Origin of the sequence: Sphingobium cyanobacteriorum, from assembly GCF_030580935.1 — a bacterium.
GTDB classification, from domain to species: Bacteria; Pseudomonadota; Alphaproteobacteria; order Sphingomonadales; family Sphingomonadaceae; genus Sphingobium; species Sphingobium cyanobacteriorum.
On the sequence record NZ_JAUQOM010000003.1, the window covers coordinates 389,639 to 414,225 of the forward strand.

21 protein-coding genes, 1 tRNA gene and 1 pseudogene are annotated in these 24,587 nt (G+C 61.1%); 12 read left to right on the forward strand and 11 right to left on the reverse strand.

What is annotated here, in order from left to right:
* Positions 1-75 precede the first annotated feature (75 nt).
* The 4 genes from Q4610_RS10255 (at position 76) to Q4610_RS10270 (ending at position 4,226) form a co-directional block, all read left to right on the forward strand.
* Entirely contained in the window at positions 76-1,080 is a 1,005-nt protein-coding gene (locus Q4610_RS10255) for a PhoH family protein (protein WP_304535839.1), read from the forward strand.
* A 98-nt stretch (positions 1,081-1,178) separates the two neighbouring features.
* Positions 1,179-1,691 (forward strand): rRNA maturation RNase YbeY, encoded by a 513-nt coding sequence (ybeY, locus tag Q4610_RS10260; RefSeq protein ID WP_304535877.1) that lies wholly within the window; start codon positions 1,179-1,181, stop codon positions 1,689-1,691.
* A gap of 8 nt (positions 1,692-1,699) precedes the next feature.
* The gene (locus Q4610_RS10265) at positions 1,700-2,635 is read left to right on the forward strand and encodes a hemolysin family protein (protein ID WP_304535840.1); all 936 of its coding nucleotides are present in this window, start codon (positions 1,700-1,702) and stop codon (positions 2,633-2,635) included.
* Positions 2,636-2,747: 112 nt separating this feature from the next.
* Complete coding sequence (locus Q4610_RS10270) at positions 2,748-4,226, forward strand: DUF2142 domain-containing protein (RefSeq protein WP_425262546.1); 1,479 nt, start codon at positions 2,748-2,750, stop codon at positions 4,224-4,226.
* Positions 4,227-4,274: 48 nt separating this feature from the next.
* On the opposite strand, the pseudogene Q4610_RS10275 reads toward Q4610_RS10270, so the two are convergent.
* The 4 genes and pseudogenes from Q4610_RS10275 to Q4610_RS10290 all read right to left on the reverse strand — a co-directional run.
* Positions 4,275-4,862: pseudogene (locus tag Q4610_RS10275) on the reverse strand (phosphatase PAP2 family protein); the annotation flags it as partial.
* Positions 4,819-6,234 (reverse strand): dihydrolipoyl dehydrogenase, encoded by a 1,416-nt coding sequence (gene lpdA / locus Q4610_RS10280; protein WP_304535842.1) that lies wholly within the window; start codon positions 6,232-6,234, stop codon positions 4,819-4,821. The pseudogene Q4610_RS10275 and the gene lpdA, both read right to left, overlap by 44 nt.
* Positions 6,235-6,250: 16 nt before the next feature.
* A complete protein-coding gene (locus Q4610_RS10285) occupies positions 6,251-6,649 on the reverse strand; it encodes an acyl-CoA thioesterase (protein ID WP_304535843.1) in 399 nt (132 codons plus the stop codon).
* Positions 6,649-7,980, reverse strand: a complete 1,332-nt coding sequence (locus Q4610_RS10290) for a pyruvate dehydrogenase complex dihydrolipoamide acetyltransferase (RefSeq protein WP_304535844.1) — start codon at positions 7,978-7,980, stop codon at positions 6,649-6,651. The genes Q4610_RS10285 and Q4610_RS10290 overlap by 1 nt, the downstream gene beginning before the upstream one ends.
* Positions 7,981-8,160: 180 nt before the next feature.
* Here Q4610_RS10290 and Q4610_RS10295 point away from each other — a divergent pair, with 180 nt between their 5' ends.
* Positions 8,161-8,616, forward strand: coding sequence for a universal stress protein (locus tag Q4610_RS10295; protein ID WP_304535845.1), 456 nt, complete (start codon positions 8,161-8,163; stop codon positions 8,614-8,616).
* A 37-nt stretch (positions 8,617-8,653) separates the two neighbouring features.
* Here Q4610_RS10295 and rnr read toward each other — a convergent pair whose 3' ends face one another.
* The 3 genes from rnr to Q4610_RS10310 form a co-directional block, all read right to left on the reverse strand.
* Positions 8,654-10,984, reverse strand: a complete 2,331-nt coding sequence (rnr, locus tag Q4610_RS10300) for a ribonuclease R (RefSeq protein WP_304535878.1) — start codon at positions 10,982-10,984, stop codon at positions 8,654-8,656.
* Positions 10,985-11,069: 85 nt separating this feature from the next.
* A complete protein-coding gene (locus tag Q4610_RS10305) occupies positions 11,070-11,723 on the reverse strand; it encodes an MOSC domain-containing protein (RefSeq protein ID WP_304535846.1) in 654 nt (217 codons plus the stop codon).
* A gap of 57 nt (positions 11,724-11,780) precedes the next feature.
* Complete coding sequence (locus Q4610_RS10310; protein WP_304535847.1) at positions 11,781-11,999, reverse strand: hypervirulence associated TUDOR domain-containing protein; 219 nt, start codon at positions 11,997-11,999, stop codon at positions 11,781-11,783.
* Between the two features lie 120 nt (positions 12,000-12,119).
* Here Q4610_RS10310 and Q4610_RS10315 point away from each other — a divergent pair, with 120 nt between their 5' ends.
* The 5 genes from Q4610_RS10315 to Q4610_RS21805 all read left to right on the forward strand — a co-directional run bounded on the left by Q4610_RS10315 (position 12,120) and on the right by Q4610_RS21805 (position 16,105).
* A complete protein-coding gene (locus tag Q4610_RS10315; RefSeq protein WP_304535848.1) occupies positions 12,120-13,298 on the forward strand; it encodes a glycosyltransferase family 4 protein in 1,179 nt (392 codons plus the stop codon).
* Between the two features lie 27 nt (positions 13,299-13,325).
* A complete protein-coding gene (locus Q4610_RS10320; RefSeq protein ID WP_304535879.1) occupies positions 13,326-14,645 on the forward strand; it encodes a replication-associated recombination protein A in 1,320 nt (439 codons plus the stop codon).
* Positions 14,642-15,499 carry a hypothetical protein gene (locus Q4610_RS10325; protein WP_304535849.1) on the forward strand — a complete coding sequence of 286 codons (858 nt, stop codon included), beginning with the start codon at positions 14,642-14,644 and terminating at the stop codon, positions 15,497-15,499. The genes Q4610_RS10320 and Q4610_RS10325 overlap by 4 nt, the downstream gene beginning before the upstream one ends.
* 28 nt (positions 15,500-15,527) lie before the next feature.
* Positions 15,528-15,603, forward strand: a tRNA-Thr gene (locus Q4610_RS10330).
* A 250-nt stretch (positions 15,604-15,853) separates the two neighbouring features.
* Positions 15,854-16,105, forward strand: coding sequence for a hypothetical protein (locus tag Q4610_RS21805; protein WP_425262547.1), 252 nt, complete (start codon positions 15,854-15,856; stop codon positions 16,103-16,105).
* Between the two features lie 73 nt (positions 16,106-16,178).
* Here Q4610_RS21805 and Q4610_RS10340 read toward each other — a convergent pair whose 3' ends face one another.
* Genes Q4610_RS10340 through Q4610_RS10350 form a run of 3 tightly spaced genes read right to left on the reverse strand, consistent with a single transcriptional unit; the run spans position 16,179 to position 21,176 of the window.
* Positions 16,179-16,775 (reverse strand): DUF3237 domain-containing protein, encoded by a 597-nt coding sequence (locus Q4610_RS10340; RefSeq protein WP_304535850.1) that lies wholly within the window; start codon positions 16,773-16,775, stop codon positions 16,179-16,181.
* Positions 16,776-16,785: 10 nt separating this feature from the next.
* Positions 16,786-18,636, reverse strand: a complete 1,851-nt coding sequence (locus Q4610_RS10345) for a CocE/NonD family hydrolase (RefSeq protein WP_304535851.1) — start codon at positions 18,634-18,636, stop codon at positions 16,786-16,788.
* A gap of 20 nt (positions 18,637-18,656) precedes the next feature.
* Positions 18,657-21,176: a TonB-dependent receptor gene (locus Q4610_RS10350; protein ID WP_304535852.1), complete on the reverse strand. Its 2,520-nt coding sequence runs from the start codon at positions 21,174-21,176 to the stop codon at positions 18,657-18,659.
* A gap of 109 nt (positions 21,177-21,285) precedes the next feature.
* Here Q4610_RS10350 and Q4610_RS10355 point away from each other — a divergent pair, with 109 nt between their 5' ends.
* Positions 21,286-22,473, forward strand: coding sequence for an MFS transporter (locus Q4610_RS10355; RefSeq protein ID WP_304535853.1), 1,188 nt, complete (start codon positions 21,286-21,288; stop codon positions 22,471-22,473).
* A gap of 250 nt (positions 22,474-22,723) precedes the next feature.
* Here the strand turns inward: Q4610_RS10355 and Q4610_RS10360 are convergent, their stop codons facing one another.
* Positions 22,724-23,287: a hypothetical protein gene (locus Q4610_RS10360; protein WP_304535854.1), complete on the reverse strand. Its 564-nt coding sequence runs from the start codon at positions 23,285-23,287 to the stop codon at positions 22,724-22,726.
* A 34-nt stretch (positions 23,288-23,321) separates the two neighbouring features.
* On the opposite strand from Q4610_RS10360, the gene Q4610_RS10365 reads away from it, so the two are divergent.
* The gene (locus tag Q4610_RS10365) at positions 23,322-24,020 is read left to right on the forward strand and encodes an enoyl-CoA hydratase/isomerase family protein (RefSeq protein ID WP_304535855.1); all 699 of its coding nucleotides are present in this window, start codon (positions 23,322-23,324) and stop codon (positions 24,018-24,020) included.
* The last annotated feature ends 567 nt before the right edge of the window (positions 24,021-24,587 follow it).

The window sequence follows — 24,587 nt, forward strand, 5'->3', positions numbered from 1 at the left end:
ATGGGAACGCAAATCCCCCGGCCCCGGCCCCGAACCGGACGACCCAGGGGAATGACGAGCGAGGGAGGCTGCTGAATGTCGAAGAAACCGAACCACAACCACCGCAACGAAGTGGCCGAACGCGCCCGGCTGGAGGTCACGTTCGACCGGCCGCATCTTTTGACCACGCTGTTTGGCCAATATGACCGCAATCTGGTCGCGATCGAAAATCGTCTGGGTGTCTATATCGCCGCGCGGGGCAACAAGTTGCAGATCGAGGGCGAAGCCGAAGCCGCCGCCCGCGCCCGCGACGTCATGACCGGCCTCTACAACCGCATCGTCGCAGGGCAGGAAATCGATGCCGGTGCGGTCGAGGCGGTGATCGCCATGTCCTCCGAACCGACGCTGGACGGCATCATCCGCAGCGATGTCGCCGAACCGCCCAAGGTGATGATCCGCACGCGCAAAAAGACCATCGTGCCGCGATCGGCAACGCAGGTCGCCTATATGGAGGCGCTCAATCGCAACGACATCATCTTCGCGCTTGGCCCGGCCGGCACCGGCAAGACCTATCTGGCGGTGGCGCAGGCGGTCAGCCAGCTCATCACCGGCAGCGTCGACCGGCTGATCCTGTCGCGCCCCGCCGTGGAAGCCGGCGAGAAGCTGGGCTTCCTGCCCGGCGACATGAAGGAGAAGGTCGATCCCTATCTCCGCCCCATCTATGACGCATTGCACGATACGCTGCCGGCCGAACAGGTCGAACGGCGGATCGCGTCCGGCGAAATCGAGATCGCGCCGCTCGCCTTCATGCGTGGTCGTACGCTCGCCAACGCCTTCATCGTGCTGGACGAGGCGCAGAACACCACCATCGCCCAGATGAAGATGTTCCTCACCCGGTTCGGCGAGGGCAGCCGCATGGTCATTTGCGGCGATCCCAAACAGGTCGACCTGCCGCAACCGGGCATATCCGGCCTGGCCGATGCGGTTGCGCGGCTGGATGGCGTGGAGGGGATCGCGATGGTGCCCTTCGGCATCGCCGATGTCGTGCGCCATCCGGTGGTCGGGCGGATCGTGCAGGCCTATGAGGGGCCGGATGCGTAGTTCAAACGCAGGAGCCCGGCTCACACCCTGAAACCCTGTTCCCGCCTTCGCGGAAACACGACATTTTTGGCCTTTGCCCGTTCTATGCAGGAATAATGATGATTGAAGTCGCCGTTCTCCATGAAGAAGGCTGGCCGGACACGGACTGGGACATTCTGGCCCAACGCGCGGTGTCGACCGCCATCGCGCACAGTCCCTATGCCGCATTCGCGACCGACCAGGCACTGTATGAAGTCGCGGTCAAGCTGACCAGCGACGCGGAGGTCCACAGCCTCAACCGCGCCTATCGCGACAAGGACAGGCCCACCAATGTCCTGTCCTTCCCAATGGTGCAGGACGACCTGCTCCAGGCGACCGGGAATACCGACGATGGCGAAGTGCTGCTGGGCGATATCGTCCTGGCGGAGGGCGTGTGCACCGCCGAAGCCAGGGAAAAGGGCATATCAGTCGCCGATCATGCCACCCACCTGATCGTCCATGGGACTTTTCATTTGCTTGGATATGACCATATGGACGACAATGAGGCCGAAGCGATGGAAGCGATGGAGATAGCGGCGCTGCTGAGCATGGGCCTTTCCGATCCCTACGGGGATCGAACAACAGGGGAATAAGGGACGATATGGCTGAAGGCAGCCCGAAAGACGGCACCGCATCGAAAGAGGCGGACAGTAGCAACGAGGGCGGCTTATGGAGCGGCATCAAGTCGCTCCTGTTCGGCGAGGGTGAGGAAACCAGCCTTCGCAAGGAACTGGAAGAAGCGCTCGACGACTATGATGAGGACGAGCAGGATGAGAGTGCGCCGGTCAAGGGCGACCTGTCCGCGATCGAGCGACAGATGGTGCGCAACCTGCTCCATTTTTCCGAACATACCGTCGATGACGTGGCCGTGCCCCGCGCGGATATCATCGCGATCGAGGAAAAAGCGAGCTTCGCCGATCTCGCCGCGCTGTTCGCCGAGGCCGGCCATAGCCGCATCCCGGTCTATCGCGACAATCTCGACACGATCGTGGGCATGATCCACATTCGCGACGCCTTCGCCATCCTGGCCGGCAAATTACCTGTGCCCGATACGCTGGAACCGCTGATCCGTCAGCCGCTTTATGTGCCCGAAAGCATGGGCGCGCTCGATCTGCTCGCCGAAATGCGCGCAAAGCGCACCCATCTGGCCATCGTACTGGACGAATATTCGGGCACGGAAGGGCTGCTGACGTTCGAGGATCTGGTCGAGGAAATCGTCGGCGAGGTCGAGGACGAGCATGACGACGCGCCAGAAGCGATGCTGGTGCCGCTTGAAGGCGGGCTTTGGGACGCCGATGCGCGGGCCGAACTGGATGATGTCGCCGAAGAGATCGACTCCAGGCTCGGCGATGTGGAGGAAGATGTCGATACGCTGGGCGGACTGGCTTTCGTCATTGCCGGCCGCGTACCCGAACCGGGCGAGATACTCGACCATGAGGAAAGCGGCTGGAAACTGGAAATCATCGCCAGCGACGGCCGCCGCGTCACCCGGTTGCGCCTGCATCCCCCTGCAAATCGGGAGGTGGTGGAGGAGTGATCCTCCACATCGGCAATTTTTTGATACAGATGCGAAATATTAAGCCTGCTCGTCCATAGCATTGCGTCGACGGAAGAAGGGCGCAAACCGCGCGTGATGGACATAGCAGGCGATGCGGAACGAACGACGATCCATGCGAATGCATGATGGCGCGGACATGCTGTTTGCTGCGCCATGGAGCGCGGTGGAGCGGCTGTTGCTCGCCGCTATATGCGTCGCAACCTTGTTCTTCGCCATCGTCACCCCGCCCTTTCAGGCGCCCGACGAAAATCAGCATTATATGAAAGCCCTGTCGCTGGCGCAGGGGCATGTGCTGACGCAGACGCGGGGCACGGCGATCGGCGTAGAGTTGCCCCGCGCGGCGCTGGATATACATGCGGTCGATTTTCCGACCGATGTGCCGCCAACGTCCCGCCTGTTCACGCGCGACCAGGTCGCAAGCAGTGCGACGGCGGATGCCGGACGGCCCGGTGGCGCCTTCGCCGACTTTCCCAATGTCGCCAGCTATGCGCCCAGCCTCTATGCGCCGGGAGCAGCGGGGCTGATGCTCGGCCGGGCGCTGAGCCTGCCCTGGATCAATGCCTTCTATGTCGGGCGGATCATCAACGCGATGACCGGCCTTGCGTTGCTGATCATGGCGCTGCGCCTGCTGCCCTTCGGTCGCAATGCGTTGCTGGCCACCGCGCTGCTGCCGACCTTCGCCTATCAGACGGGTTCGCTGTCGCCCGATGCGGTCATCAATGGCCTGGGCTTTCTGGGACTGTCGCTGGCGCTGCGCACCGGATTCATGGACGCGGCTCCGGCGCGATCGGCCGCTTTATACATCACCGCGCCGCTGCTGGCGCTGTGCAAGGGAGTTTATCTGCCGTTGATGGCGGCCGGGCTGCACCGGACGGGTGATCGTCGGCCATGGCTGATCCTGGGGGCCATGGCGCTGGGGGCACTCGCCTTCATCGGCTGGATGCATGTGTCGGGCGGCAGCCAGGCGCTCTATCATATCCAGTCGCGCCGGACTGGCGAGACGATGATGACCGCACCGCTGCGCGATCAACTTGCCATCATCCTGGCCGATCCGGTCGGCTATATCCGCATCCTGACCGGCAGCGTGATCGAGCGCACACCGGTCTATGCCCTCCAGATCGTCGGCCGGTTCGGCTGGAACGCGATCTTGTTGCCGTTGCTGGCCTATCCGCTGGCGCTGCTGATGCTGGGCGCGGGCGTGACGAGCGGATCGGGCGCGCGGTTCGGCCTTGGCCAACGGCTGTGGTGGCTGGCGGTGGCGGCAGGCGTGGCGTTGCTGATCGAAACCGCCATGTATCTGACCGGCACGCCATTGGGTGCGGACTATATTCAGGGGACGCAGGGGCGCTATTTCCTGCCTGTGTTGCCGCTGGCGTTGCTGGCCCTGTCACCGGGTCAGGCGTGGCGTGGCGCGGCGCGGCTGGTTGCCCTGACGGCGATTCCGCTATTGCTGGTCGCCGCCGGCACGGTGGTCGACAGTTTCTGGGTCCATGGTTTCGTCACCAGCGACGGGATGCCGCCGCATGAGCGCATCGGCCGCGCGTTGCTGCTCCCCTCCCCGCGCTGGTAGCCAGACGGCGCAGAAGGCGAGCCAGCCCAATCCCTCGATCCAGCCGGCAGTGACATCGCTGGGCCAATGAACGCCGAGCCACACGCGGCTGATCCCGATGAGGGCGATGATCGCCGCCGCCGCCCAATAACCACTGCGGGCACCCGCCAGCATCGCTACCGCGCCGAAGAACATCATGTTTCCCGCCGCATGACCGCTGGGAAAGCTGTAGCTGTTCACCATGTCGAGATGCGGCAGCAGGTCAGGCCGTGGCGCGGCGAAAAGCTGTTTCAGGCCGAGGTTGAGCAGAGTGCCACCGGCGATCGTCGCCACCAGCCATCCGGCCGCACGCCGCCGCCCGAACCACAGCAAAGGCAGTACCACTACCCCCACCAGCGCCAGCCGTCCGGCCGTTCCGCCAATTGCCGACGCCAGCCGCATCACCATCGTGACCGGACCACCAAGCCCTGTATCCCGCGCCAAGCCCGCCGCCCCCATCAGCCCACGATTCAGCCCCTCCAGCCATCCGGCCCGATGCATCATCGCAATCGCCAGGACGCAAAAAAGCGCGAAAGCCAAAGCCCCCGCGCCTTTTGCCAGCGATATCCGCCGATCAGATATGAAGCGCACGGCCATAAGCCGCCAGCACGCTTTCATGCATCGATTCCGAAATGGTCGGATGCGGGAATACCGTGTGCATCAGTTCCGCCTCGGTCGTCTCAAGCGTCTTGCCGATGGTATAGCCCTGGATCATCTCGGTCACTTCCGCGCCGATCATATGGGCGCCCAGCAGTTCGCCGGTCTTGGCGTCGAACACGGTCTTGGTGAAGCCTTCGGCCTCCCCCAGCGCGATCGCCTTGCCATTGCCGATGAAGGGGAACATGCCGACCTTCACCTCATAACCGGCTTCCTTCGCCTTTGCCTCGGTCAGGCCGACGCTGGCGATCTGCGGGTGACAATAGGTGCAGCCCGGAATGTTGCGCGCGTCCATGGCATGCGGATGGACATCGCCATTGCCCAGTGCCTGCTCAATGGCTTCGGCGACGATCACGCCCTCATGGCTCGCCTTGTGCGCCAGCCATGGCGGCGCGGTCACGTCACCGATTGCCCAGAAGCCGTCGACATTGGTGCGGCCATAAGCGTCGGTCTTGATATGATAGCGCTGGTCCGGCTCGATACCGACATCTTCCAGCCCGATATTTTCGACATTGGGCACGATGCCGATGGCGACGACGACATGGCTGAATTCGCCGTCCACCGCCTTGCCGTCCTTGCCGGTGATGGTCGCGCGAACCCCCTTGTCGTCGGCCTCGATCTTGTCGATCTTTGCGCCGGTATGGATCGTCATGCCCTGTTTTTTGAGTGCCTTTTCGAGGAAGGCGGACACATCGGCATCCTCCACCGGCACGATCCGGTCCATCATCTCGACCACGGTCACATCAGCGCCCATGTCATTATAGAAGCTGGCGAATTCGATACCGATCGCACCCGATCCAATGACCAACAATTTGGTCGGCATTTCCGGCGGTGTCATGGCGTGGCGATAGGTCCACACCCGCTTGCCGTCTGCTTTCAGCTTTGGCAGGTCGCGGGCGCGGGCACCCGTGGCGATGATGATATGCTTGGCCGACAGTTCCTGGGTGTTGCCATCTTTTGTAACGGACAGCTTGCCCTTGCCGGTCAGTTTGCCATCGCCCATGTGGACGGCGATCTTGTTCTTCTTCATGAGGCCGGTGACGCCCTTGTTGAGCTGCGACGCCACGCCGCGTGAGCGCTTCACCACCGCCTCGATATCGGCGCTGATCTTTTCCGCCGCCAGGCCATAATCAGCGGCATGTTGCATATAATGGTAGATTTCGGCGGAACGCAGCAGCGCCTTGGTCGGGATGCAGCCCCAGTTCAGGCAGATGCCGCCCAGATTTTCGCGTTCCACGATCGCGGTCTTGAGGCCCAGTTGGGCCGCCCGGATCGCGGCGACATAGCCACCGGGACCAGAACCCAGAACGATGACATCATAATTTTCAGCCATGGTCGTCTCTCTTATCTTATTCCGCCAGCGGCGGCACGGAACGGGGTTGGCGATCCTCTCCGATCGCCACGAAAGTGAAGGTGGCCTTGGTCACGCGATAGCTGCGATCATCATGCCGCGCACGCCGCCAGGCTTCCACATCGATTTTCATCGACGTCCGGCCAACCGACACGAGCTTTGCGAACACGGATACTTCATCGCCGACCACGACCGGGCGCAGGAAGGTCATGCCTTCCACCGCGATGGTCACGGCGCGGCCATGGCCGTGGCGGGCAGCGACCGAACCCGCCGCCGAATCCATCAGGCTCATCAGCCAGCCGCCGAAAATATCCCCATAGGGATTGGTGTCGGCCGGCATGGCGATGACGCGCACCGCCGGACTTTCAGCCGGCGGCTGTTCGTCGACGAAGGGCATCAGGCCAGCATACCGATCGGATTTTCGACCAGTTCACGGAATATCTTCATCAGGCGCGCGCCATCGGCACCATCGATGGCACGATGGTCGAAGCTGCCGGTGGCCGACATGACGGTCGCGATCTGAAGCGAGTCATCCACCACGAAAGGCCGCTTCTCGCCCGCGCCGATTGCCATGATCATGGCCTGGGGCGGGTTGATGACGGCTTCGAACTGCTTGATACCGAACATGCCCATGTTGGACAGTGATGCGGTGCCCCCCTGATATTCGGACGGCTGGAGCTTTCCGGCTTTCGCTCGGTCTGCCAGGTCCTTCATTTCGTTGGAAATGGCGGCGACCCCCTTGGCATCCGCGCCGGTGACGATCGGCGTGATGAGGCCGCCAGGGATCGACACCGCGACCGAGATATCGGCGCGCTTGAATTGCAGCATCTGGTCGCCGGCAAACTGCACGTTGCATTCGGGCACCTGGATCAGCGCGACACCCAGCGCCTTGATCAGCAGATCGTTGACCGACAGCTTGACCTTGCGGCTGGCAAGGCCGGCGTTGAGTTCGCCACGCAGCTTGAGCAGCCTGTCGAGCTGAATGTCCACCGTCAGGTAGATGTGCGGCACCTGCTGCTTGGATTCGGTCAGGCGGCGTGCAATCGTCTTGCGCATACCGCTCAGCTTGACCACTTCGTGCGGAATGCCGAAATCCTGGGCAGAGCCGGAAGGGGCAGCCGCCGCAGGCTTGGGGGCCGCAGCGGGGGCAGCCGCAGGCGCGGCGGCCTTCGCGGCCGGTGCGACGACGCCTTCCTTGGCACCGTCCAGGTCGGACTTGACGATCCGGCCATTGGGGCCAGAACCGGCAACCGCCGACAGATCGACACCCTTGGCTTCGGCCAGGCGGCGTGCCAGCGGACTGGCCTTCACGCGGCCGTCCGATGCGATTGCGGGCTTGGCGGCCGCAGCTTCGGCCCTGGCTGCGGGCGCCGCATCCGCCTTGGGCGCAGCGGCGGCTTCGTCCTTGGCGGGAACCGCGTCCGCCTTGGGCGCAGGGGCGGCATCCGCCTTGCCTCCGCCAGCGGCGACGGTGGCGACATCCTCCCCCTCTTCGGCGATCATGGCGATGACCGTGCCAACCTTCACGCCCTCGGTGCCTTGGGCCACCAATATCCTGGCGATCACGCCTTCATCCACGGCTTCAAATTCCATCGTCGCCTTGTCGGTTTCGATTTCCGCCAACAGGTCGCCCGACGACACGGTATCGCCCTCCTTGACCAGCCACTTTGCCAGCGTCCCTTCTTCCATGGTAGGGGACAAAGCGGGCATCTGGATCGTCTTGCTCATATGTGGGCGGCCTCTTCTCGTCTATCAGGCTGTTTGACGCACCGTTTTCACGCATTCGCCGGATCGGTCAAGCAACGGCTTGCAGACGGGGGGGATATGGCCCACATTTCACCCCGCTGGTTCGTTGCGATCCCCTTCGGATCATCAGGGCAGCAAGTTCTGCATGGGGGAGCACAGAAAGTGCGGACATATCTGGTTGTCGTGGACGAATCGCCCGAAGCCGAAACGGCGCTGCGCTTCGCTGCCCGGCGCGCCGCCAAGACCGGCGGCGCGGTGCGGATCCTGGCGCTGATCCCCCCGGCGGAATTCGTCCAGTGGGGCGGCGTGCAGGCGACGATGGAGGATGAAGCGCTGCAACGCGCGGAAGCGCTGGTGACGAGCGCGGCCGGCACGCTGAGCGATGAATCGGGCATCCGCCCCAGCATCACCGTGCGACAGGGCGAAGCGGTTGCAGTGGTTCGCAAGACGCTGGAAGAGATGGATGATGTCGCCGCGCTGGTGCTGGGCGCGGCAGCCAGCGGCAATCCGGGCAAGCTGGTGACGCATTTTGCCGGGGCAGATGCGGGCAAGCTGTTCTGTCCGTTGATGATCATTCCGGGTGGACTGGATGCGGACGCGATCGACCGGCTGAGTTGATGGCCGTCCGTGCCAGTGTCGCCCCGCAGGGATGATCTTACCGCTTATGCTTGCCCCGTTTCGCACCGATGTGGCGGATATTCGTCGGCCGGCCACGCTTGATGCCCGGACGGGTGCGGTCGCGCTTGATCGGTCCACCACGCGATGGCGGCGCATCGGGCAGTTCGAAGCGAAGCGATCCGTTGATCGGATCCGCCTCCGCCAAGCGTAGTTCCAGCCGCTGGCCGACAGTGTAGCGGTCGCCGCTCTCCACGCCCTCCAGTGCCTTGCCCGCTTCGTCATAGAAGAAGCGTTCCGCGCCCATGGTCGATACCGGCACCAGCCCGTCGCCACCCAGCCCGTCCACGGTCGCGAAGAAACCGAAATTCTGGACGCCCGTGATCCGCGCCTTCACCACTTCCCCGACATGGGCGGACAGGAAAGCCGCGACATAGCGGTCGATCGTCTCGCGTTCCGCCTCCATCGCGCGCCGTTCATGGCCGGAGATCATTTCGCCGACCCGGCCCATATTCTCATAATCATCCTGACTGAGCGAGGAACGGTCGGGGATCGCCCCCCCCTTGGGCGCGGGCAGTTCCAGGCCAAAGGCGCCGACCAGCGCCCGATGCACCAACAGGTCGGCATAGCGACGAATGGGCGAGGTGAAATGGGCGTAGCTGCCCAGTGCCAGCCCGAAATGCCCCATATTCTGCGGCGCATAATAGGCCTGGGTCTGGCTGCGCAGGATCTGGGTCATGATCTGCTCCTTCTCCTCGGACTCGCCCACCTTTCGGATCAGCGCGTTGAAGGTCGCGGGGCGGATCACCTGGCCAAGCGCGAAGTCGATGTCGAAGGTGGCAAGATATTCCTTGAGCGCGACCAGCTTGTCGCGGCCCGGCGCTTCATGGACGCGATACATGACCGGCGCCTTCTTCGCTTCCAGCGCCTTGGCCGCCGCGACATTGGCGGCGATCATATAATCTTCGATCAGCATATGCGCGTCGAGCCGTTCGCGCACGGCGACACTGACGATCTTGCCATATTCGTCCAGCACCACCCGCCGTTCGGGCAGGTCCAGCGCCAGCGGATCGCGCGCGTCCCGCGCCTTGCGCAACAGCGCCCAGCAGGCCCAGAGCGGCTTGAGGGCCGGTTCGAGCATCGCGTTGTCCTGCTCGCCGTCGATCGCCGCCTGCGCATCCTCATAAGCGAGCACGGCAGCGACGCGGATCACCGCGCGGGTAAAGCGCCAGGCCATTACCTTGCCCTGCGCATTGATCGTCAGATGGCAGGCCATGGCCGCCCGGTCCTGCCCCGCACGCAGCGAGCACATGTCGGACGACAGTTCGTGCGGCAGCATCGGCACGACCTGATCGGGAAAATAGACGCTGTTGCCGCGCTTGCGCGCTTCCTTGTCCAGCGCGCTGCCGGGACGGACATAATAGCTGACATCGGCGATGGCGACGATTGCCTTGTAGCCGCCGGCATTGGCTTCATCCTCGTCCGGGGTGGCCCAGACGGCGTCGTCATGGTCGCGGGCGTCTGACGGATCGATCGCCACGATCGGCAAATGGCGCAAATCCTCGCGCTTGTCCGCGTGCAGTGGCAAGGCAGACGCCTTGACCGCCTCCTCCTCTACCCGGTCGGGAAAGACATGGGGGATGCCATGTTTGTGGATGGCGATCAGGCTGAAGCTCCGCGGGGCGAACGGGTCGCCCAGAATATCGGTGACGCGCGCGAAGATGCGCGGCGGGCGGCCATGGGGTTCGGCCAGCACCAGATCGCCGGGCTTGGCAGTGCCGACGTCACTGATCGGCGTATCCTTGCGGATGCGCTTGTCGACCGGGCGCAGCCATAATTTGCCGTCGGCCATCTGCTCGACCACGCCCAGCAGCTCCTCGCTGGCCTTGGCGAGCTTCTTCATGACGTGAGCGACCCAGCCGCGCCCGGCCTCTTCGGTGCGGGCAAGGATGCGGTCGCCGATCGTCAGCGCGCCCTGCCGCGATTGCGGTTTGCCGCGTTCCACCACGCGCAGGCGCGGGGCCGGCTGGCCTTCGGCTTCCCATCGTTCGGGGGTGGCGATCAGGGTGGTATCGTCGACATCGATGATGCGCAGCACCGTCACTTTGGGCACGCCCCCCATTTTGTGGAAGGCGCGGGCCGGGCCTATGTCGATCAGCCCCTCATCCGCCATGTCCTTCAGCAGCGCCTTGAGCGCGATCTTCTCCTGCCCTTTCAGGCCGAACGCCTTGGCGATTTCCCGCTTGCCGGCGGGGGTGTCGGATTCGGCGATGAAGGCCATGATCTGATCGCGGGTGGGAAAGCCGGCAGGACGGACCTTGCTGCGCGCGGGGGCGGGGACGGATTTGTTGTGCTTCTGGGTCGATGCCATGCACCAGCTATAGGGACGGGTCGCGCGCGACGCCAGCAGCATGGGCGATGTTGCAGATTGCCCGTTTGACTTCGCCTGTGACCGCCTATGCCGCCAGCTTGCGCGCCCGGTCGCGCCACGCTTCCGCCAACAGCGGCATGTCGGCCAGCGCGCGTACCGCATCCGGCTCCGCCTTGTGGCCGCCGCCGATCAGCAGGCCGAAGATGCGGCCGATGCTCCAGTCGGGCAATGGTCGGTCGAGCAGGTCCATGCGCATGCCACTTTCCGCCTCCCCTTCGCGGATGACGCGGAAATACAGGCCGCTGCGCGCCGTCTTTATGATCGTCGCCATCACATCACGCGCGGCAAAACGGTGGTCGAGCTTCCAGCAGGGCTGGCGGCCATGGCTGACCTCCACGATCGCGCTGCCCAGCGAGAAACGGTCGCCAAGGCAGATGTCCGTTTCGGTCAGGCCGCGTGATGCGATATTCTCGCCAAAAGCGCCTGGCGCGTCGAGCAGCGTCTGGCCCGGCTTGCGATCGCGCCACCAGCCATAATGGTCCTGCGGATAGAGGTGGATCGCCTTGTCCCAGCCGCCATGATGGATGGGGTCGGCGACCTGATCGCCGGCAAAGCCATGCCATGTGATCCGTACAGCACCGGCGACTGGCTGTTTCGCGATGGCGCTATGATCGTTGCCGCGAAAGGGGACGGGCGTGCCGACCAGCAGCGCGTCGATATGCATGAAAGGGGTGGCCATGCCCCGCCATGCCATGACTGCGCATGTTGCGCGACAGCCGATCGATCAGGACTGGCCTTATGCGGGGCTTAGCTCTGATCGCAATTTCAGCACTTCGACACCACTGTCGGCCTGGATCAGGAAGGCGGGATTCTTGGGCGAACCGTTGCGACGGATCAGCGATCCTTCGATCGTGCGTTCGACATGGCGATCGAAACGTTCGGCGATCCGTCCGCGACCGACGCCCTGCCCCCAGTTCCACTTGACCCGCTTTCCCTTGCGGAATGTCTCGGCCATTGCGCATCCTCTTCATATCCGGGCAGCCACGTCGGCCGCCTGCATGACGATAAATGCCAAATTCCCAATCACTTATATGGTTCCCTTGGGTTTTTGCTCCTGTTAGGCTAAGGGGCGGCGATGGATGCAACCGGCCTTCGTGTCGCCCTGTTCAGCGGCAACTATAATTATGTGCGTGACGGCGCCAATCAGGCGCTCAACCGCTTCGTCACCTATCTGCTGCGGCAAGGAGCGACGGTGCGGGTCTATTCGCCGACCACCGACACACCCGCTTTCGAGCCGGCTGGTGATTTGGTGAGCGCCCCCTCCTTCGCGGTGCCGGGGCGCAAGGAATATCGGGTGCCGCATCGGCTGTCGGCAAAACTGCGCCGCGATCTCAAGGCGTTCCAGCCAAACCTGATCCATGTATCCAGCCCCGATCCGCTGGGCCACCGCGCGGTCAGTTGGGCGCGTGCGCATGGCCTGCCGACGGTGGCGTCGGTGCATACCCGGTTCGAAACCTATCCGCGCTATTATGGCCTGGCCTTTTTGGAGCCACTGATCGAATCGATCCTGCGCCGTTTCTATCGCCGCTGCGACGCGATCGTCGCGCCGTCCGAATCGATGGCGCAACTCCTGCGCGAACAGCGGATGAATTATGATGTCGGCATCTGGACCCGCGGCATCGACCGGGAAATTTTCAACCCCGGCCGGCGCGACTTGGCGTGGCGGCGCGCGCTGGACATTGCTGACGATGTGCCGGTGATCGGCTTCATCGGACGACTGGTGATGGAAAAGGGGCTGGATGTCTTTTCCGACACGGTCGACCAGCTCGTCACGCGCCAGATCCAGCACAAGGTGCTGGTGGTGGGCGAAGGCCCGGCGCGCGAATGGTTCCAGAACCGGCTGCCGCAGGCAGTGTTCACCGGCTTTCAGAAAGGCCCCGATCTGGGCCGCGCGGTGGCCAGCATGGACATGCTGTTCAACCCGTCGGTCACGGAAACCTTCGGCAATGTGACGCTGGAGGCGATGGCGTGCGGCCTGCCGACGGTCGCGGCGCGCGCCACCGGCAGCGAAAGCCTGGTGACGGAGGGCGTGACCGGCCGGCTGATCCGCCCCGGTGCGATCGGTAATTTCGCCGACGCCTTGCAAACCTATTGCCTGGACGCAGATGCCCGCCACAAGGCCGGGCAAGCGGCCCAGGCGCGGGCAGAGCGCAATGGCTGGGATCAGGTCAATCAGGCGCTGGTCGATACCTATCTGCGCGTCATCCGCCAGCGGGCGCAGGGATTGTCAGTGCGCTCCAGCCCGGTTCCATAATCCGCCGCATCGCCTATATCAGCGATGATGGCCGACCTTTTCGCTTCCGATGATCTTTCCACCGCAGATGGTGCGACCGATACCGCCCCCCTCGCCGACCGGCTGCGCCCGCGCACGCTGGCGGAAGTGGTGGGGCAGGAGCATCTGACCGGCCCCGATGGCGCGATCGGCCGGATGGTGGCGGCGGGCCGGTTGTCCTCCATCATCTTCTGGGGGCCGCCCGGCACTGGCAAGACGACGATATCGCGCTTGCTGGCCGATGCAGTCGGAATGCGGTTCGCGCCGATATCGGCCGTGTTTTCCGGCGTCGCAGACCTCAAGAAATTGTTCGCCACCGCAAAGGATCATGCCCGGCGGGGCGAAAAAACCCTTTTGTTCGTGGACGAAATCCATCGCTTCAACCGGGCGCAACAGGACGGTTTCCTGCCCTTTGTCGAGGATGGCACGGTCACGCTGGTAGGGGCGACGACCGAAAATCCCAGTTTCGAGCTGAACGCGGCGCTGCTGTCCCGCGCGCAGGTGCTGATCCTGCGGCGGCTGGACGCGGGTGCGCTGGAACAATTGCTCGATCGGGCAGAGATTCTGACGGGCCGGCCGTTGCCGCTTGACGCCGCCGCGCGGGAAGCCTTGCTGGCGAGCGCCGATGGCGACGGGCGCTTCCTGCTCAACCAGGTCGAAACGCTTTATTCGATCGACCTGCCAGAGCCGCTCGATCCGGCCGGCCTGTCCGCGCTGCTGCATCGTCGCGTCGCCGTGTATGACAAGGATCGGGAGGGGCATTACAACCTCATCTCCGCACTCCATAAATCGCTGCGCGGGTCCGATCCGCAGGCGGCGCTCTATTATCTGGCGCGGATGCTGACGGCGGGGGAAGAGCCGCTCTATGTGCTGCGCCGCCTTGTGCGTTTCGCGACCGAGGACATTGGCCTCGCCGATCCGCAGGCGGTGGTGCAGTGTCTGGCGGCCAGGGACGCCTATGAATTTCTGGGGTCGCCCGAAGGCGAACTCGCCATTGTGCAGGCCTGCCTCTATTGCGCGACCGCACCCAAATCCAATGCCACCTATATGGCGATGAAGGCGTCGTTCAAATCGGCGCGCGATACCGGATCGCTGATGCCGCCGATGAACATCGTCAACGCGCCCACGAAGCTGATGAAGCAGGTCGGCTATGGCAAGGGCTATCAATATGACCATGATGCCGAGGGCGGATTTTCCGGCGCCAACTACTGGCCGGAGGATATGACCCCGCAGAATTTCTACACGCCCAGCGATCGCGGGTTCGAAGCGCGCATTGCCGAGCGCATCGCCCATTGGAACCGGCTGCGCGCGGAGCGCGGCCCCGCGTGACGCCGACCTTCACGCGCTTTGCCGCGATCGACTGGTCCGGCGCGAAAGGCGCGCGGCACAAGGGGATTGCAGTCGCGCTGTGCGAAACGGGGGAGGCTGTGCCGACATTGATCGCCGCGCCCGATCGCCTCTGGTCGCGACGCGCGGTGGCGCAGTGGCTGGTTGCGGCGTCGCGGGAGGCCCCTACCCTGTTCGGCTTCGATTTCAGCTTCGCTCCGCCCTTCGTCGCGCGCGGGGGCTATCTTCCCGGTGATCGGGTGCCGGAGGGCGGGCCTGCCTTCTGGGCCTATGTCGATTCGATCTGCGACGACGCGGACCTGGGCGCGGCAAGCCTGCTGGAGATCGCGCATCGTCGCCATTTCTATTTCGGCAAGGCGGACGGGGTGAAGGCGGACTTCATGCACAATCGCGCCTGCGAAGCGCATTACCGGGCTGGCGGCGGGGGCAAGCCATCGACCGTCTATGACGCGATCGGCGCGGCGCAGGTGGCCAAGGCCAGCTTTGCCGGGATGCGCATGCTGCACCATGTCCGGCCCCATGTGCCGGTCTGGCCGTTCGACCCGCTACCGGACAGGGGATCATTGGTGGTGGAAATCTACACCAGCATCGCCGCGCGCGCGGCAGGACGCCCCAAGGGACGAACGAAGATGCGGGATTCGGCGGCGCTGAACGATGCGCTGGCCATGCTGGGATCAGCCGGGCATGGTGGTGCGATGCCCGACGATCATGGCGCCGATGCGATCGTGACCGCCGCGTGGATGCGCCGCGCGGCATTGAACCCGGACCTTTGGCGGCCCAAGGCCATGACAGCGCAGATTGCACGCACTGAGGGCTGGACGTTGGGCGTCATCTGATAGTAAGGGCGTGCCGTCCGAAATGGACGCCGGCTTAGCTCAGTTGGTAGAGCACCTGATTTGTAATCAGGGGGCCACGGGTTCGAATCCTGTAGCCGGCACCAAATTTCTCCTGTGAATACAGGAACTTTCTTTGAGTGAGGCCAACTCAAGAAGATGCTTGCGATTGCTTTCCAAGTGTTTGATCCCGGCACTTGATGGTGCGGGTTTGAGGTGAAGCGCTCTGGCGTATTTTGCCATGCCTTGCAGATGGCCCCGTATGGGGTGAGTCCTTTGAGGGTCTTGAGCCTGCGAGCGAAATTGTAGGCAGCGACGCAGTCGCAGAGTCGCTGCCGGAACTGTTCATGGCTATCAATGATAGCGTTTGACGGTGGCTTCCTTGATGGTTCGGTTCATCCGTTCCACCTGACCGTTGGTTCATGGGTGCTTCACCCTGGTCAAACGATGTTCGATGCCGTTCTCGTCGCAGATCCGGTCGAAGATGTGATGGCAGACATATTTGTGGTGGACGTGATTGGTGAACCGGATGTCGTTGCCGGTCGGCAGCGTGTGTCGGCGGAACGCCAAGATTTCGCCCCCTCTTCGAGGCTCACTACCGTCGAATGAGATGCCTTTGGACCGGTCCCATTCCTGGATCGCCGTGCGCTTGCCTGTCGCCCCCTGTGAGGACGCTGAGCTATCATGATATTTGATGAACCTGAATCAGTCGATCATTCTCATTTTTTCCCTTTGCGAGAGCCAGCGAAGCCGGAACCTCGACGAGAGTAGCGATGAATACTGATTTGTTTAGCCAATCATATTTTCCGACCGGTGCGATGAATTCCGGAATTAGTCGATATTTGGTGTCCGAATAGGCAAGTCCCCGGTTGTGGATGATTATCGTCACGCCATCATCTGTCTTGAGCCGATAGAGCGCATCAATGATTATCGCGCCATCCGGCCGGACGACTGGGAAATCTCCGCCTCCAGGCACAACCAAGCCGCGAATGCCGCGCCCCCAGAAGCGACCGCCAATGATCGGCCAGATTTCGTCGCGGTTACCGTCCTTGCTGGCGGCACTGGGCCCAATTCGTTCAGGCGAACTACAGGTTACGACCAGATTCATCACAAGTTGCGTATGGATGATATCCAACGTATTCAGAGGCTCTGGATCCGCCGAAGCGGCCGCCAGTCGTGTCGCCATGCCGCCGCCGGCAAGAACCGCACCGCCACCAGACAGCATTGTTCGACGCGAAACTGGATAGCCTTCCGACACTGCCCTTGTTCTTTTCTTCATGGCCAAATCTTCAATGAGCGCCCGGATGGACCGGCGCAAGTGGATCAGGACGGCATGGCTGCATCAACACGCTGCCGCAGGCAGGTCGTTGCGCCGGTACGGCACGGGCATCTACTAAACCCAAGACCAACCGTGAGGGATGCGCAGAGTCGTGCCATATCGTGTTGACGGAGGGTGCCGAGACAGGCGCAAAGCCATAGCCCCCCCACTTGCTCGGCGTGTCGATCCAAATGCGAATACGCGAACCTTTTCTGAACGCATGGGCAAACTTATTGATCTCGACCCGTGCGAGGACAGGGACGCCCGGCGTCATAGATACCATCGTTTGCGGCCGATCTATGGGAAACGGACGCAGTTCGGTCGACTTGCCGTCGTCCTGCGTGCGATTGGAAACGCGCAGCCATCCTCGCTGTACGAACATCTCCTGCCCATCAGGACGCACTTCCGTGAGCGTGACTTGTAGGTCAACGTCCGTCGCAGTAGCCGACACCCAAAGATCCGCGCTTCCAGAGCCATAGGCCATGAGTGTTTCTTCGAGCGGGGGAGTCGTGTAAGCCAAACTACCCTTTTCCCAATTTTCTGGCTGCCCACCCCATTCATTGTCATGCTCATAGATAGAGACATCCGGACCGGGTACCGGATAATCAAAATGGTCTGCTTCGCCGCCGGGGGGCCCGTCCTGACGCATGATCCGGTCGGCACCGAACACGAAGCGAATCGGCCTCGCCTGCAATGGAAATGTCGGCGATTCCAGGATGAAACCTGGTTTCAGCGTTTCCAGTTTATACCGCCCTTCACCGCTGGCGCTTCCTTCCGACCAGACCCGGACGTGGGGCTGCCGTTCGAAACCGTTGTCCTCGCCCTTTACGAAGCGATCAAAAAACGCGACGAGAATTTGGCGAAACCGCGTTGACATATACAGATCGTGCGGGCCGTTGCTCTGCACCAGCCACAAGCGCGAGGGATCAAGCGTCTCGTGATAATAGCCCTCACGCGACGTTACCGCCTCGTCCTGAAATGCCTCCATCGACAGAACTGGAACATCGATGTTGGCAGTTCTTGCCGCAAGATGTCTCTGTTCGATGAACTCGTCGCGCAGTGGATGCTGGATGATGACATTGGACAGATTGTTCGGCTCAGCCGTACGAATGTTGGTAGCGATCTGCGTTATACAGCGCTGATCCCCCTCAGCCGCAGCGCTCTCCCTCGCTGAATCCCAGCGTGTGTGGAGAAACCACCACCAGCCCGCCACGAATGCAGGTGCGCCAACCCCGCCAGGCGCCCAACTGTCGAGCCGGGCATCACCCAGCACCATGCCTGGGGCAATAGCCTTCAGATGTGGCGGCTTTTCTGATGCCGTGGCGAGTTGCGACATGCCGGCCCATGACCAGTTAGCCATCCCGATTTTGCCGTTCGACCACGACTGCTGTGCGATGAATTCGATCGCATCGCGCCCGTCAAGGCCGTAATTGCGTCCCAAGAATTCGAATGTTCCTTCAGAGCAGCCTGTACCCCTAGCGTTGACGCCAACCACCGCATAGCCGTGCTCGACCAGCGTTCTGTCGATATTGACAGACATGGCCGTATTGTTCTGGAGATAGGCAGCACCGCCAATCGATCCCGGATCATACCCGCTGTAATTGACAATCACGGGAAACGGACCAGGCCCCTTGGGCAGCAGCACACTGTAGCGCAGATAGGTTCCATCGCGAACTTGCAGGTAGCCAGTCACCCGCCGTGCCCAGAAGGGTTGTTGCGCTGCGGCAACGCGATTGTAGCTTTCAATAGTGGGGGCAGATGTTTGTGCTTGGGCGGCTGTACCCAGAAGGGCCAGCAATATCGACGGCAAGACCTTCTTCAAGACAGTTCTCCTAACTCAATTCAGAATCCTACGCTGACGTCAACACCAATCGTACGCGGACGAGTGATCGAGACACGATCGAGATTGAATACAGAGATAGTCTGCGAGAGCCGATAATCGAGAATTGCGCGCCGGTCTGTCAGGTTATTGGCGAACAAGGCGACAGACAACTTATCTCGCTTGAAGCCTATGCGTGTGTTCAACATACCATAACCCGATACACGTTTGCGCGTATCAAATTGTGCATCCAATGGGCCAACATAGACAAAGTCCCCCCGTGCGAATATCGAATTCCCTTCTCCGGTAGGCGCTTCGTAAATCAGTGAAGCACTGCCAGTCCAGTCCGGCACATTGAGCAGCCTGTCACCCCTTTTTACGCCTGCCGCAGAATCATTGCTATAGCGCGCATGCGTGTATGAAATGGAGCCCTGCCAGGTGAGGCCAGCGAACAAACGTGCTTCCACTTCGATTTCGCCACCGTTGACCGCTGCGTCGGCCTGATTCCCGGTGAATGCAAACCCGCACGTCGGCAATACGATAAGTTGCTGAACCTTGCTCCATTTCAGATGATACACAGCGGCATTCAAGGTCAGGCGATTGCCAAAGAAACGGTTCTTGGAACCGATTTCGTAGTTCCACACAGTGTCAGGATCATATTTGGTTGGCGTCTCGTTGTAACCAATGGCAGCCAGATCTGAAGCGCATGTACTGGGAACTGGTGTAATCGCCGCACCATCTCGAAACCCCTTCGAGACAGTCGAATACAGCAAATGTCGTTCCCAGGGGGTGTATGACAAATTGAACATCGGGTTGAAGCCAGATGCGTCAGCGTTTACCGTTGGAGTTGGCCCGGTCCCGAACAGCCCGGCGGACTGGCTGGTGGTGTTGTTTTTGGTCTTGAAATACCGCCCACCGGCGGTAGCGCGCAACTTTGGCGTCAGATCATAGCTGGCATTTGCGAAAATGGCGTACTGGTCAAGCGTCCCGGTGATGGTTGCCTCATAGAGCGTGTCGCCGATGACAGTTACCGATGCAGGGAAATCTGTGACCGCCCGGTAATCGGACTTATAGTGATTGTAGAATCCGCCAATGAGCCAACTAAACGGACTTACGCCATTGGACGATATTCGCAGTTCCTGCGTGAATTGACTGGTGGGATTGCTTTCAATCAGCGCGCCAGCCCCAAGACCGCCACTGTCCACCGAGTATCCGGTGAATCCGAAAACGTCACCAAAGGCTTTGAATGTAAGCTCAGAGCTATCCTCCCGATTGGCAGTCTTACGATTGGTATAAGCCGATGCCGAAGTCACATTCAGCGCTCCGATATCCCAATCCACCTTCAGGCTAGCAATATAGAAACGATCTGCATACGATTCAGCAACATCTAGAGGCTGATAGTGCGCCTGACGAAAAGGATAAAGGTCGGTCGAGTTTGGACCGTTCTGCTTGATCTTCTGATAATAAAAGCTTGGAGTAATTTCAAGAGATTCAGCAGGCTTGATCAGGAGCGATGCACGTATCGCAGTTGTGTCCGCCCGATTTACATTCTTGTACCGCCTCGTCTCGGTCGCGCCCAGCACATCCCCACGCGGAGCGGAAAACAGATTACCGCCGGTTGCGCTGGTATCTGGCAGAGGGAAGTTCTCCAATACCACCCGATCTATGAAGCCCCCCTGCCGGTCGCGCGTCCCGACGATGCGGAGCGCCACTTTGTCGTCGACAATCGGCACGTTCACCATCGCATTGACTGTGCCCGACATGGCCCCGCCTTTAGTATCCGTCCCTATTGCCTGAATACTCCCGCTGAAGGCCGTGGGGTCGGCTGGCGCAGGGATCAGGCGGATCGTGCCGCCCATGGAACTTGCGCCATAAAGCGTACCCTGAGGACCGCGCAACACTTCGACACGCGCCAGATCGTAGAGATTGGGATCGATCGAGGTCTTGCCTGCAGTAGCCCCGGCAGGGGGAGTAATAGGAAATTCGTCAAAGTAGAAGCCGACGGTCGGGGACACACCACCAGGAGAAGCCAGGCCGCGAATGGCATATTGCGTTTGCCCCGGCCCTCCACTTTTCGAAGAAAGGCTGGGCACCTCACCGGTGAGCGCCGCCACGCTGGTAATACCTCGAAGCTGAAGATCTTCACCGGCGCGGGCCGAGATGCTGATTGGCGTCGACTGCACGGTCGACACCACCTTCTGGGCTGTAACAACGATATCTTGCGACGTGTCTCCGGCACTTGCCGCGCCAGGCGCCGGAACATGCGACGACTGCTCCCTCGCACCGGCAGGAGCTTGCGCTAGCGTTTCCTGACCGCCAGCGTTCAACAGGGTGACCGGAGCGAGCGCCGTCGATGTTAACAAAAAGACTGTGTGAGTAAGCATAAAATCCCCTGTTTTGCGCCTCTTTCGCCATGCACCGACGGCAGCCGAATTCATTCTTTCTGTTGATGGCATGGCAAAGCATTCCCTCCGAGAAAAGCGCAGACCGAAATTTTTGTCAACTAGTAAGTTGATCAACAGGAATGTTGATGCCATGGTCATCCGGTCATGCTTCTTTTTTGGGCATGATCAGGGTCAAATCCGGAAAAAAATCCGCCCCAAGATCATCGCCACTGCTAGAAACCCAACCAAGCCAGAGGATGTCGGATAATTGTCTATTCCCGAATCGCCTGTTTCCCCACCTCAGGACGCGAACATCGCGGCGATAGCCGCAGCAATCGCGCTGTCGGTTGCGGGCTATGCCTTTTATACCGCCCTTCCGATGCTCATCGTCGCAGTGGCGCACGCGCGCAATTTCACGGATCAGCAGATCGGCTGGCTCAGTTCGGCGGAATTAGCGGGAATGCTTATCGGCTCGATCGCCGCTCCGATTGCGATTGGTTCTCGGCTCTTCCGCACTTGCGGCTTTGTCAGCCTTGGAGTTCTGTCCGCAGGACTTGTCGGTTCATTGGTTGACGCAGGGTTTCTCGCAAGTGTCGCCATTCGGCTGTTGAGCGGCTGCGGCGGCGGGTTCGCTTATTCGATTGCCGTATCCTATGTCTCATTGAGTCGGCGCCCGATCCGTTACTTCGGTATCATGAATGCCATCGCGATATTTGTCGCGGCTGCCCAGGACTATGTCACGCCGGAACTGATCGCGCGGCACGGTTTGGCGGGAGGGCTCGTTCCTGCCCTGGCAATGGTGGCAACAGCACTACTCTTGCTTCCCGCAATGCGGATCGAAGCACTTGCTCCAACTGGTCAGGAACCCGCCAAGAAGGGAGCGCGACTGGCAGGTAAGGCTTGGGTATTTCTCGCTGCTGTGGCGGTATGCCAGATCGCGCCGGGCGCGTTCTGGACCTATGTCGAGCGGTTGGCGCAAATGGGCGGAGTTGACAGGGGCACAATCGCCGTCACTTTAACCTCCGGGCTGCTCGTCAGCGGGGTCGTCTGCCTCGGAGCCGAGCGTGTCTGCGCATGGATAGGTACGCACAAGGCCATGATCGCCGTTCTGGCTCTGCTTTGCGCCACAATGGCCAGCAACGTGCTTCTGGGTGAAACCGTATTCGTCATCCGCTACTTGCTGTTCTCATGCTGCTGGAACCTTCTGATCGTGTTTCAACTTAGCGGCGCCAGCGAGCTCGATGCCACAGGAAGGCTTGCCGCAATGGTTCCGGCGGCCCAGAATGTAGGCGTATTCTTGGGCCCGATCGCAGGAGCATCAATCCTCATGCATGGCTCCACTGTAGCGGTCATGCTCTCAATCCTGTTTGCGCCCCTGATGGTCGGATTGCTTATCATGTGCGGCGTACACTGGCACTCCACCATTGCGAGCCGACGATCGAAGCCAGTGAACTAGCGTCGGCCTGACATACGAGCGATGACGGTTTGTGCAGGAAAACTATCGAATTATTCAGTCCGTTGCAAAGACCTTGATCGATCCGAAAATTTCACCTCCGGGCAAATTTTCTGTTCATATCGTATAATTACAGGAAAGGATGGATAATGGATCGACGCACATTCATCGATAAGGCGATCATTTTCAGTAGCTTTACCTTGACCATCCGGAACACACCTGCATTGACCAAGGTAATTTCGTCGCAGATAAATCATTTGATCCGCAGATATGGATCGATGACATCGCCATCGTCAATGGTACAATCTACACGATGAACGATCAGATGCCCTCCGCACAAGCCGCCCTGGTGGTACGGGGAAGGATCAGACTGGTCGGTTCGAACGCGCACGCGCACGCGATGCGGATAGACGACCCACATGTTCGTTCGACATGTTTTTCCGTCTCCCAACAGACTTGTGGACAGTCGCTGAATTGAAGGCAGCCATTCGTACAGTTGCCAAACCAATGTGGCGGAGAACTGCTGAAAGTGCGGCCTTTGGTCAGCATTGCAACCGCTTGCTTGCCGCTGGAAGCTCGTGGCACGATGATACCCGACTAGACCGTAAAATTCGAACAGGCTTTGAAGATATGGACCATTTGGACAGCACAGAGCAGCAATCAGGATCACCACCGCGATTCCATCAGTGTCGGCGAACTGGGCGACTTCGTAATATTCCGGCACGAATGAAGCTGGAACGGCATTTCGACCTGTAAGTCGAATCAACCATAATGGGCGGAAAAACTGGTGTATCAAGCCTGATCGTTCGACCGCCACGAAATCGGGTTTCCAGCATTGACGGGAGCTTCACATGATCGAATTTGAAACGCATGACGGGGTCGCCATTATTCGGTTCGCCAACGGACGGTTGAACATCATGTCGCGGACCTTTCACCAGCGCCTCTGCCGACTTATGCTTTTCTTTCTTCGCGCTCCTGACCTGAAGGTCGCAATTCTGACATCGCAACCGGGCCAGTCGTTCAGCGCCGGGGATGACATGCGGGAGTTTGACCTACCGCTCGGCGATGAACCTGATTGGGCGCAAGTGCTGATGCTGCTACCACGAGACAAACCTGTAATCGGGGCCGTCCGTGGCTATTGCCTGGGTCAGGGTCTCGTATATCTCCTGCGCCTGACCGACATCCGCTATGCCACTCCCGACGCGCAATTCGGATTCCCCGAGATCGCTCACGGGATTGGCGGAGCTGGAGTGGTGAGTGGCCTGGACGCGGCAGTTCCGGCCACTATCGCGCGCTATTACGCTCTGACCGGCGACATGATGCCCGCCTCCATCGCGGAGCGACATCAACTGATCAACGCGGTAGTGGATGATGATGAAATCGAAGCAACCGCATTGGCGACGGCTCGCAGGATCGCGTCCCATCCGCTCGGCGCCCTGATGGCGGAGGCGACGCCGTTGGCCCCCGCAGTGCGAGGAAATCCCTATGCACAGGTCGCGTTAATGGAAAATCTTTGGGACGAAATGGAAAACCGAAACACTGAAAGTTGATGAATCTTTTGGCCGGCAAGCCGCTCGCTGATCAACACTGGCCGAGTTCCAGAGCCCGGACGATTGCTTGTTCCATCATGTATAACCCTTGGTTAATCACAGCGTCACCGGCCGTCAACGGCACCATAATGCGGATTGCTTGTCCATGCTGACCGCAGGTTAGCTGTTTGTCACAGATTGTGATGATAACGCCCAGCCTACGGACACGCTCGATCGATGCTTCCGAGGTGCAGGGTGAATGTCAGCGAGGCGCTTGCACAACATCACACCCAAAGCCTGCCTATGCTCCAGCCTCCCTCTTCTTCGATGACGTCAAGCACGGCCAGAGCTGCCGCCAGAGCCAACGGCAGCCTGCCATAAGCCACCTTCCAGACCGCCTGGCTCCAACGGCATCACCACTGCATCTCATCCAATGACATTGCCATCGATGGGCACAAGCTGGTTTGAACCGCCCCGGGATTGCCGGAGGCCCTAACTCCTGAGAGGAAGGGTCTACGATGAGCAAGACGACGAACAAGTTTGCACCGGAGGTTCGTGAACGGGCGGTCCGCATGGTGTTGGACCATG

Coding starts and splice junctions, on each gene's coding strand:
- Q4610_RS10255 (WP_304535839.1), top strand. CDS start 76: ATGTCGAAGAAACCGAACCACAACCACCGCAACGAAGTGGCCGAACGC.
- ybeY (WP_304535877.1), top strand. CDS start 1,179: ATGATTGAAGTCGCCGTTCTCCATGAAGAAGGCTGGCCGGACACGGAC.
- Q4610_RS10265 (WP_304535840.1), top strand. CDS start 1,700: ATGGCTGAAGGCAGCCCGAAAGACGGCACCGCATCGAAAGAGGCGGAC.
- Q4610_RS10270 (WP_425262546.1), top strand. CDS start 2,748: ATGCGGAACGAACGACGATCCATGCGAATGCATGATGGCGCGGACATG.
- lpdA (WP_304535842.1), bottom strand. CDS start 6,234: ATGGCTGAAAATTATGATGTCATCGTTCTGGGTTCTGGTCCCGGTGGC.
- Q4610_RS10285 (WP_304535843.1), bottom strand. CDS start 6,649: ATGCCCTTCGTCGACGAACAGCCGCCGGCTGAAAGTCCGGCGGTGCGC.
- Q4610_RS10290 (WP_304535844.1), bottom strand. CDS start 7,980: ATGAGCAAGACGATCCAGATGCCCGCTTTGTCCCCTACCATGGAAGAA.
- rnr (WP_304535878.1), bottom strand. CDS start 10,984: ATGGCATCGACCCAGAAGCACAACAAATCCGTCCCCGCCCCCGCGCGC.
- Q4610_RS10305 (WP_304535846.1), bottom strand. CDS start 11,723: ATGGCCACCCCTTTCATGCATATCGACGCGCTGCTGGTCGGCACGCCC.
- Q4610_RS10310 (WP_304535847.1), bottom strand. CDS start 11,999: ATGGCCGAGACATTCCGCAAGGGAAAGCGGGTCAAGTGGAACTGGGGG.
- Q4610_RS10315 (WP_304535848.1), top strand. CDS start 12,120: ATGGATGCAACCGGCCTTCGTGTCGCCCTGTTCAGCGGCAACTATAAT.
- Q4610_RS10320 (WP_304535879.1), top strand. CDS start 13,326: ATGGCCGACCTTTTCGCTTCCGATGATCTTTCCACCGCAGATGGTGCG.
- Q4610_RS21805 (WP_425262547.1), top strand. CDS start 15,854: ATGATAGCGTTTGACGGTGGCTTCCTTGATGGTTCGGTTCATCCGTTC.
- Q4610_RS10340 (WP_304535850.1), bottom strand. CDS start 16,775: ATGAAGAAAAGAACAAGGGCAGTGTCGGAAGGCTATCCAGTTTCGCGT.
- Q4610_RS10350 (WP_304535852.1), bottom strand. CDS start 21,176: ATGACCATGGCATCAACATTCCTGTTGATCAACTTACTAGTTGACAAA.
- Q4610_RS10365 (WP_304535855.1), top strand. CDS start 23,322: ATGATCGAATTTGAAACGCATGACGGGGTCGCCATTATTCGGTTCGCC.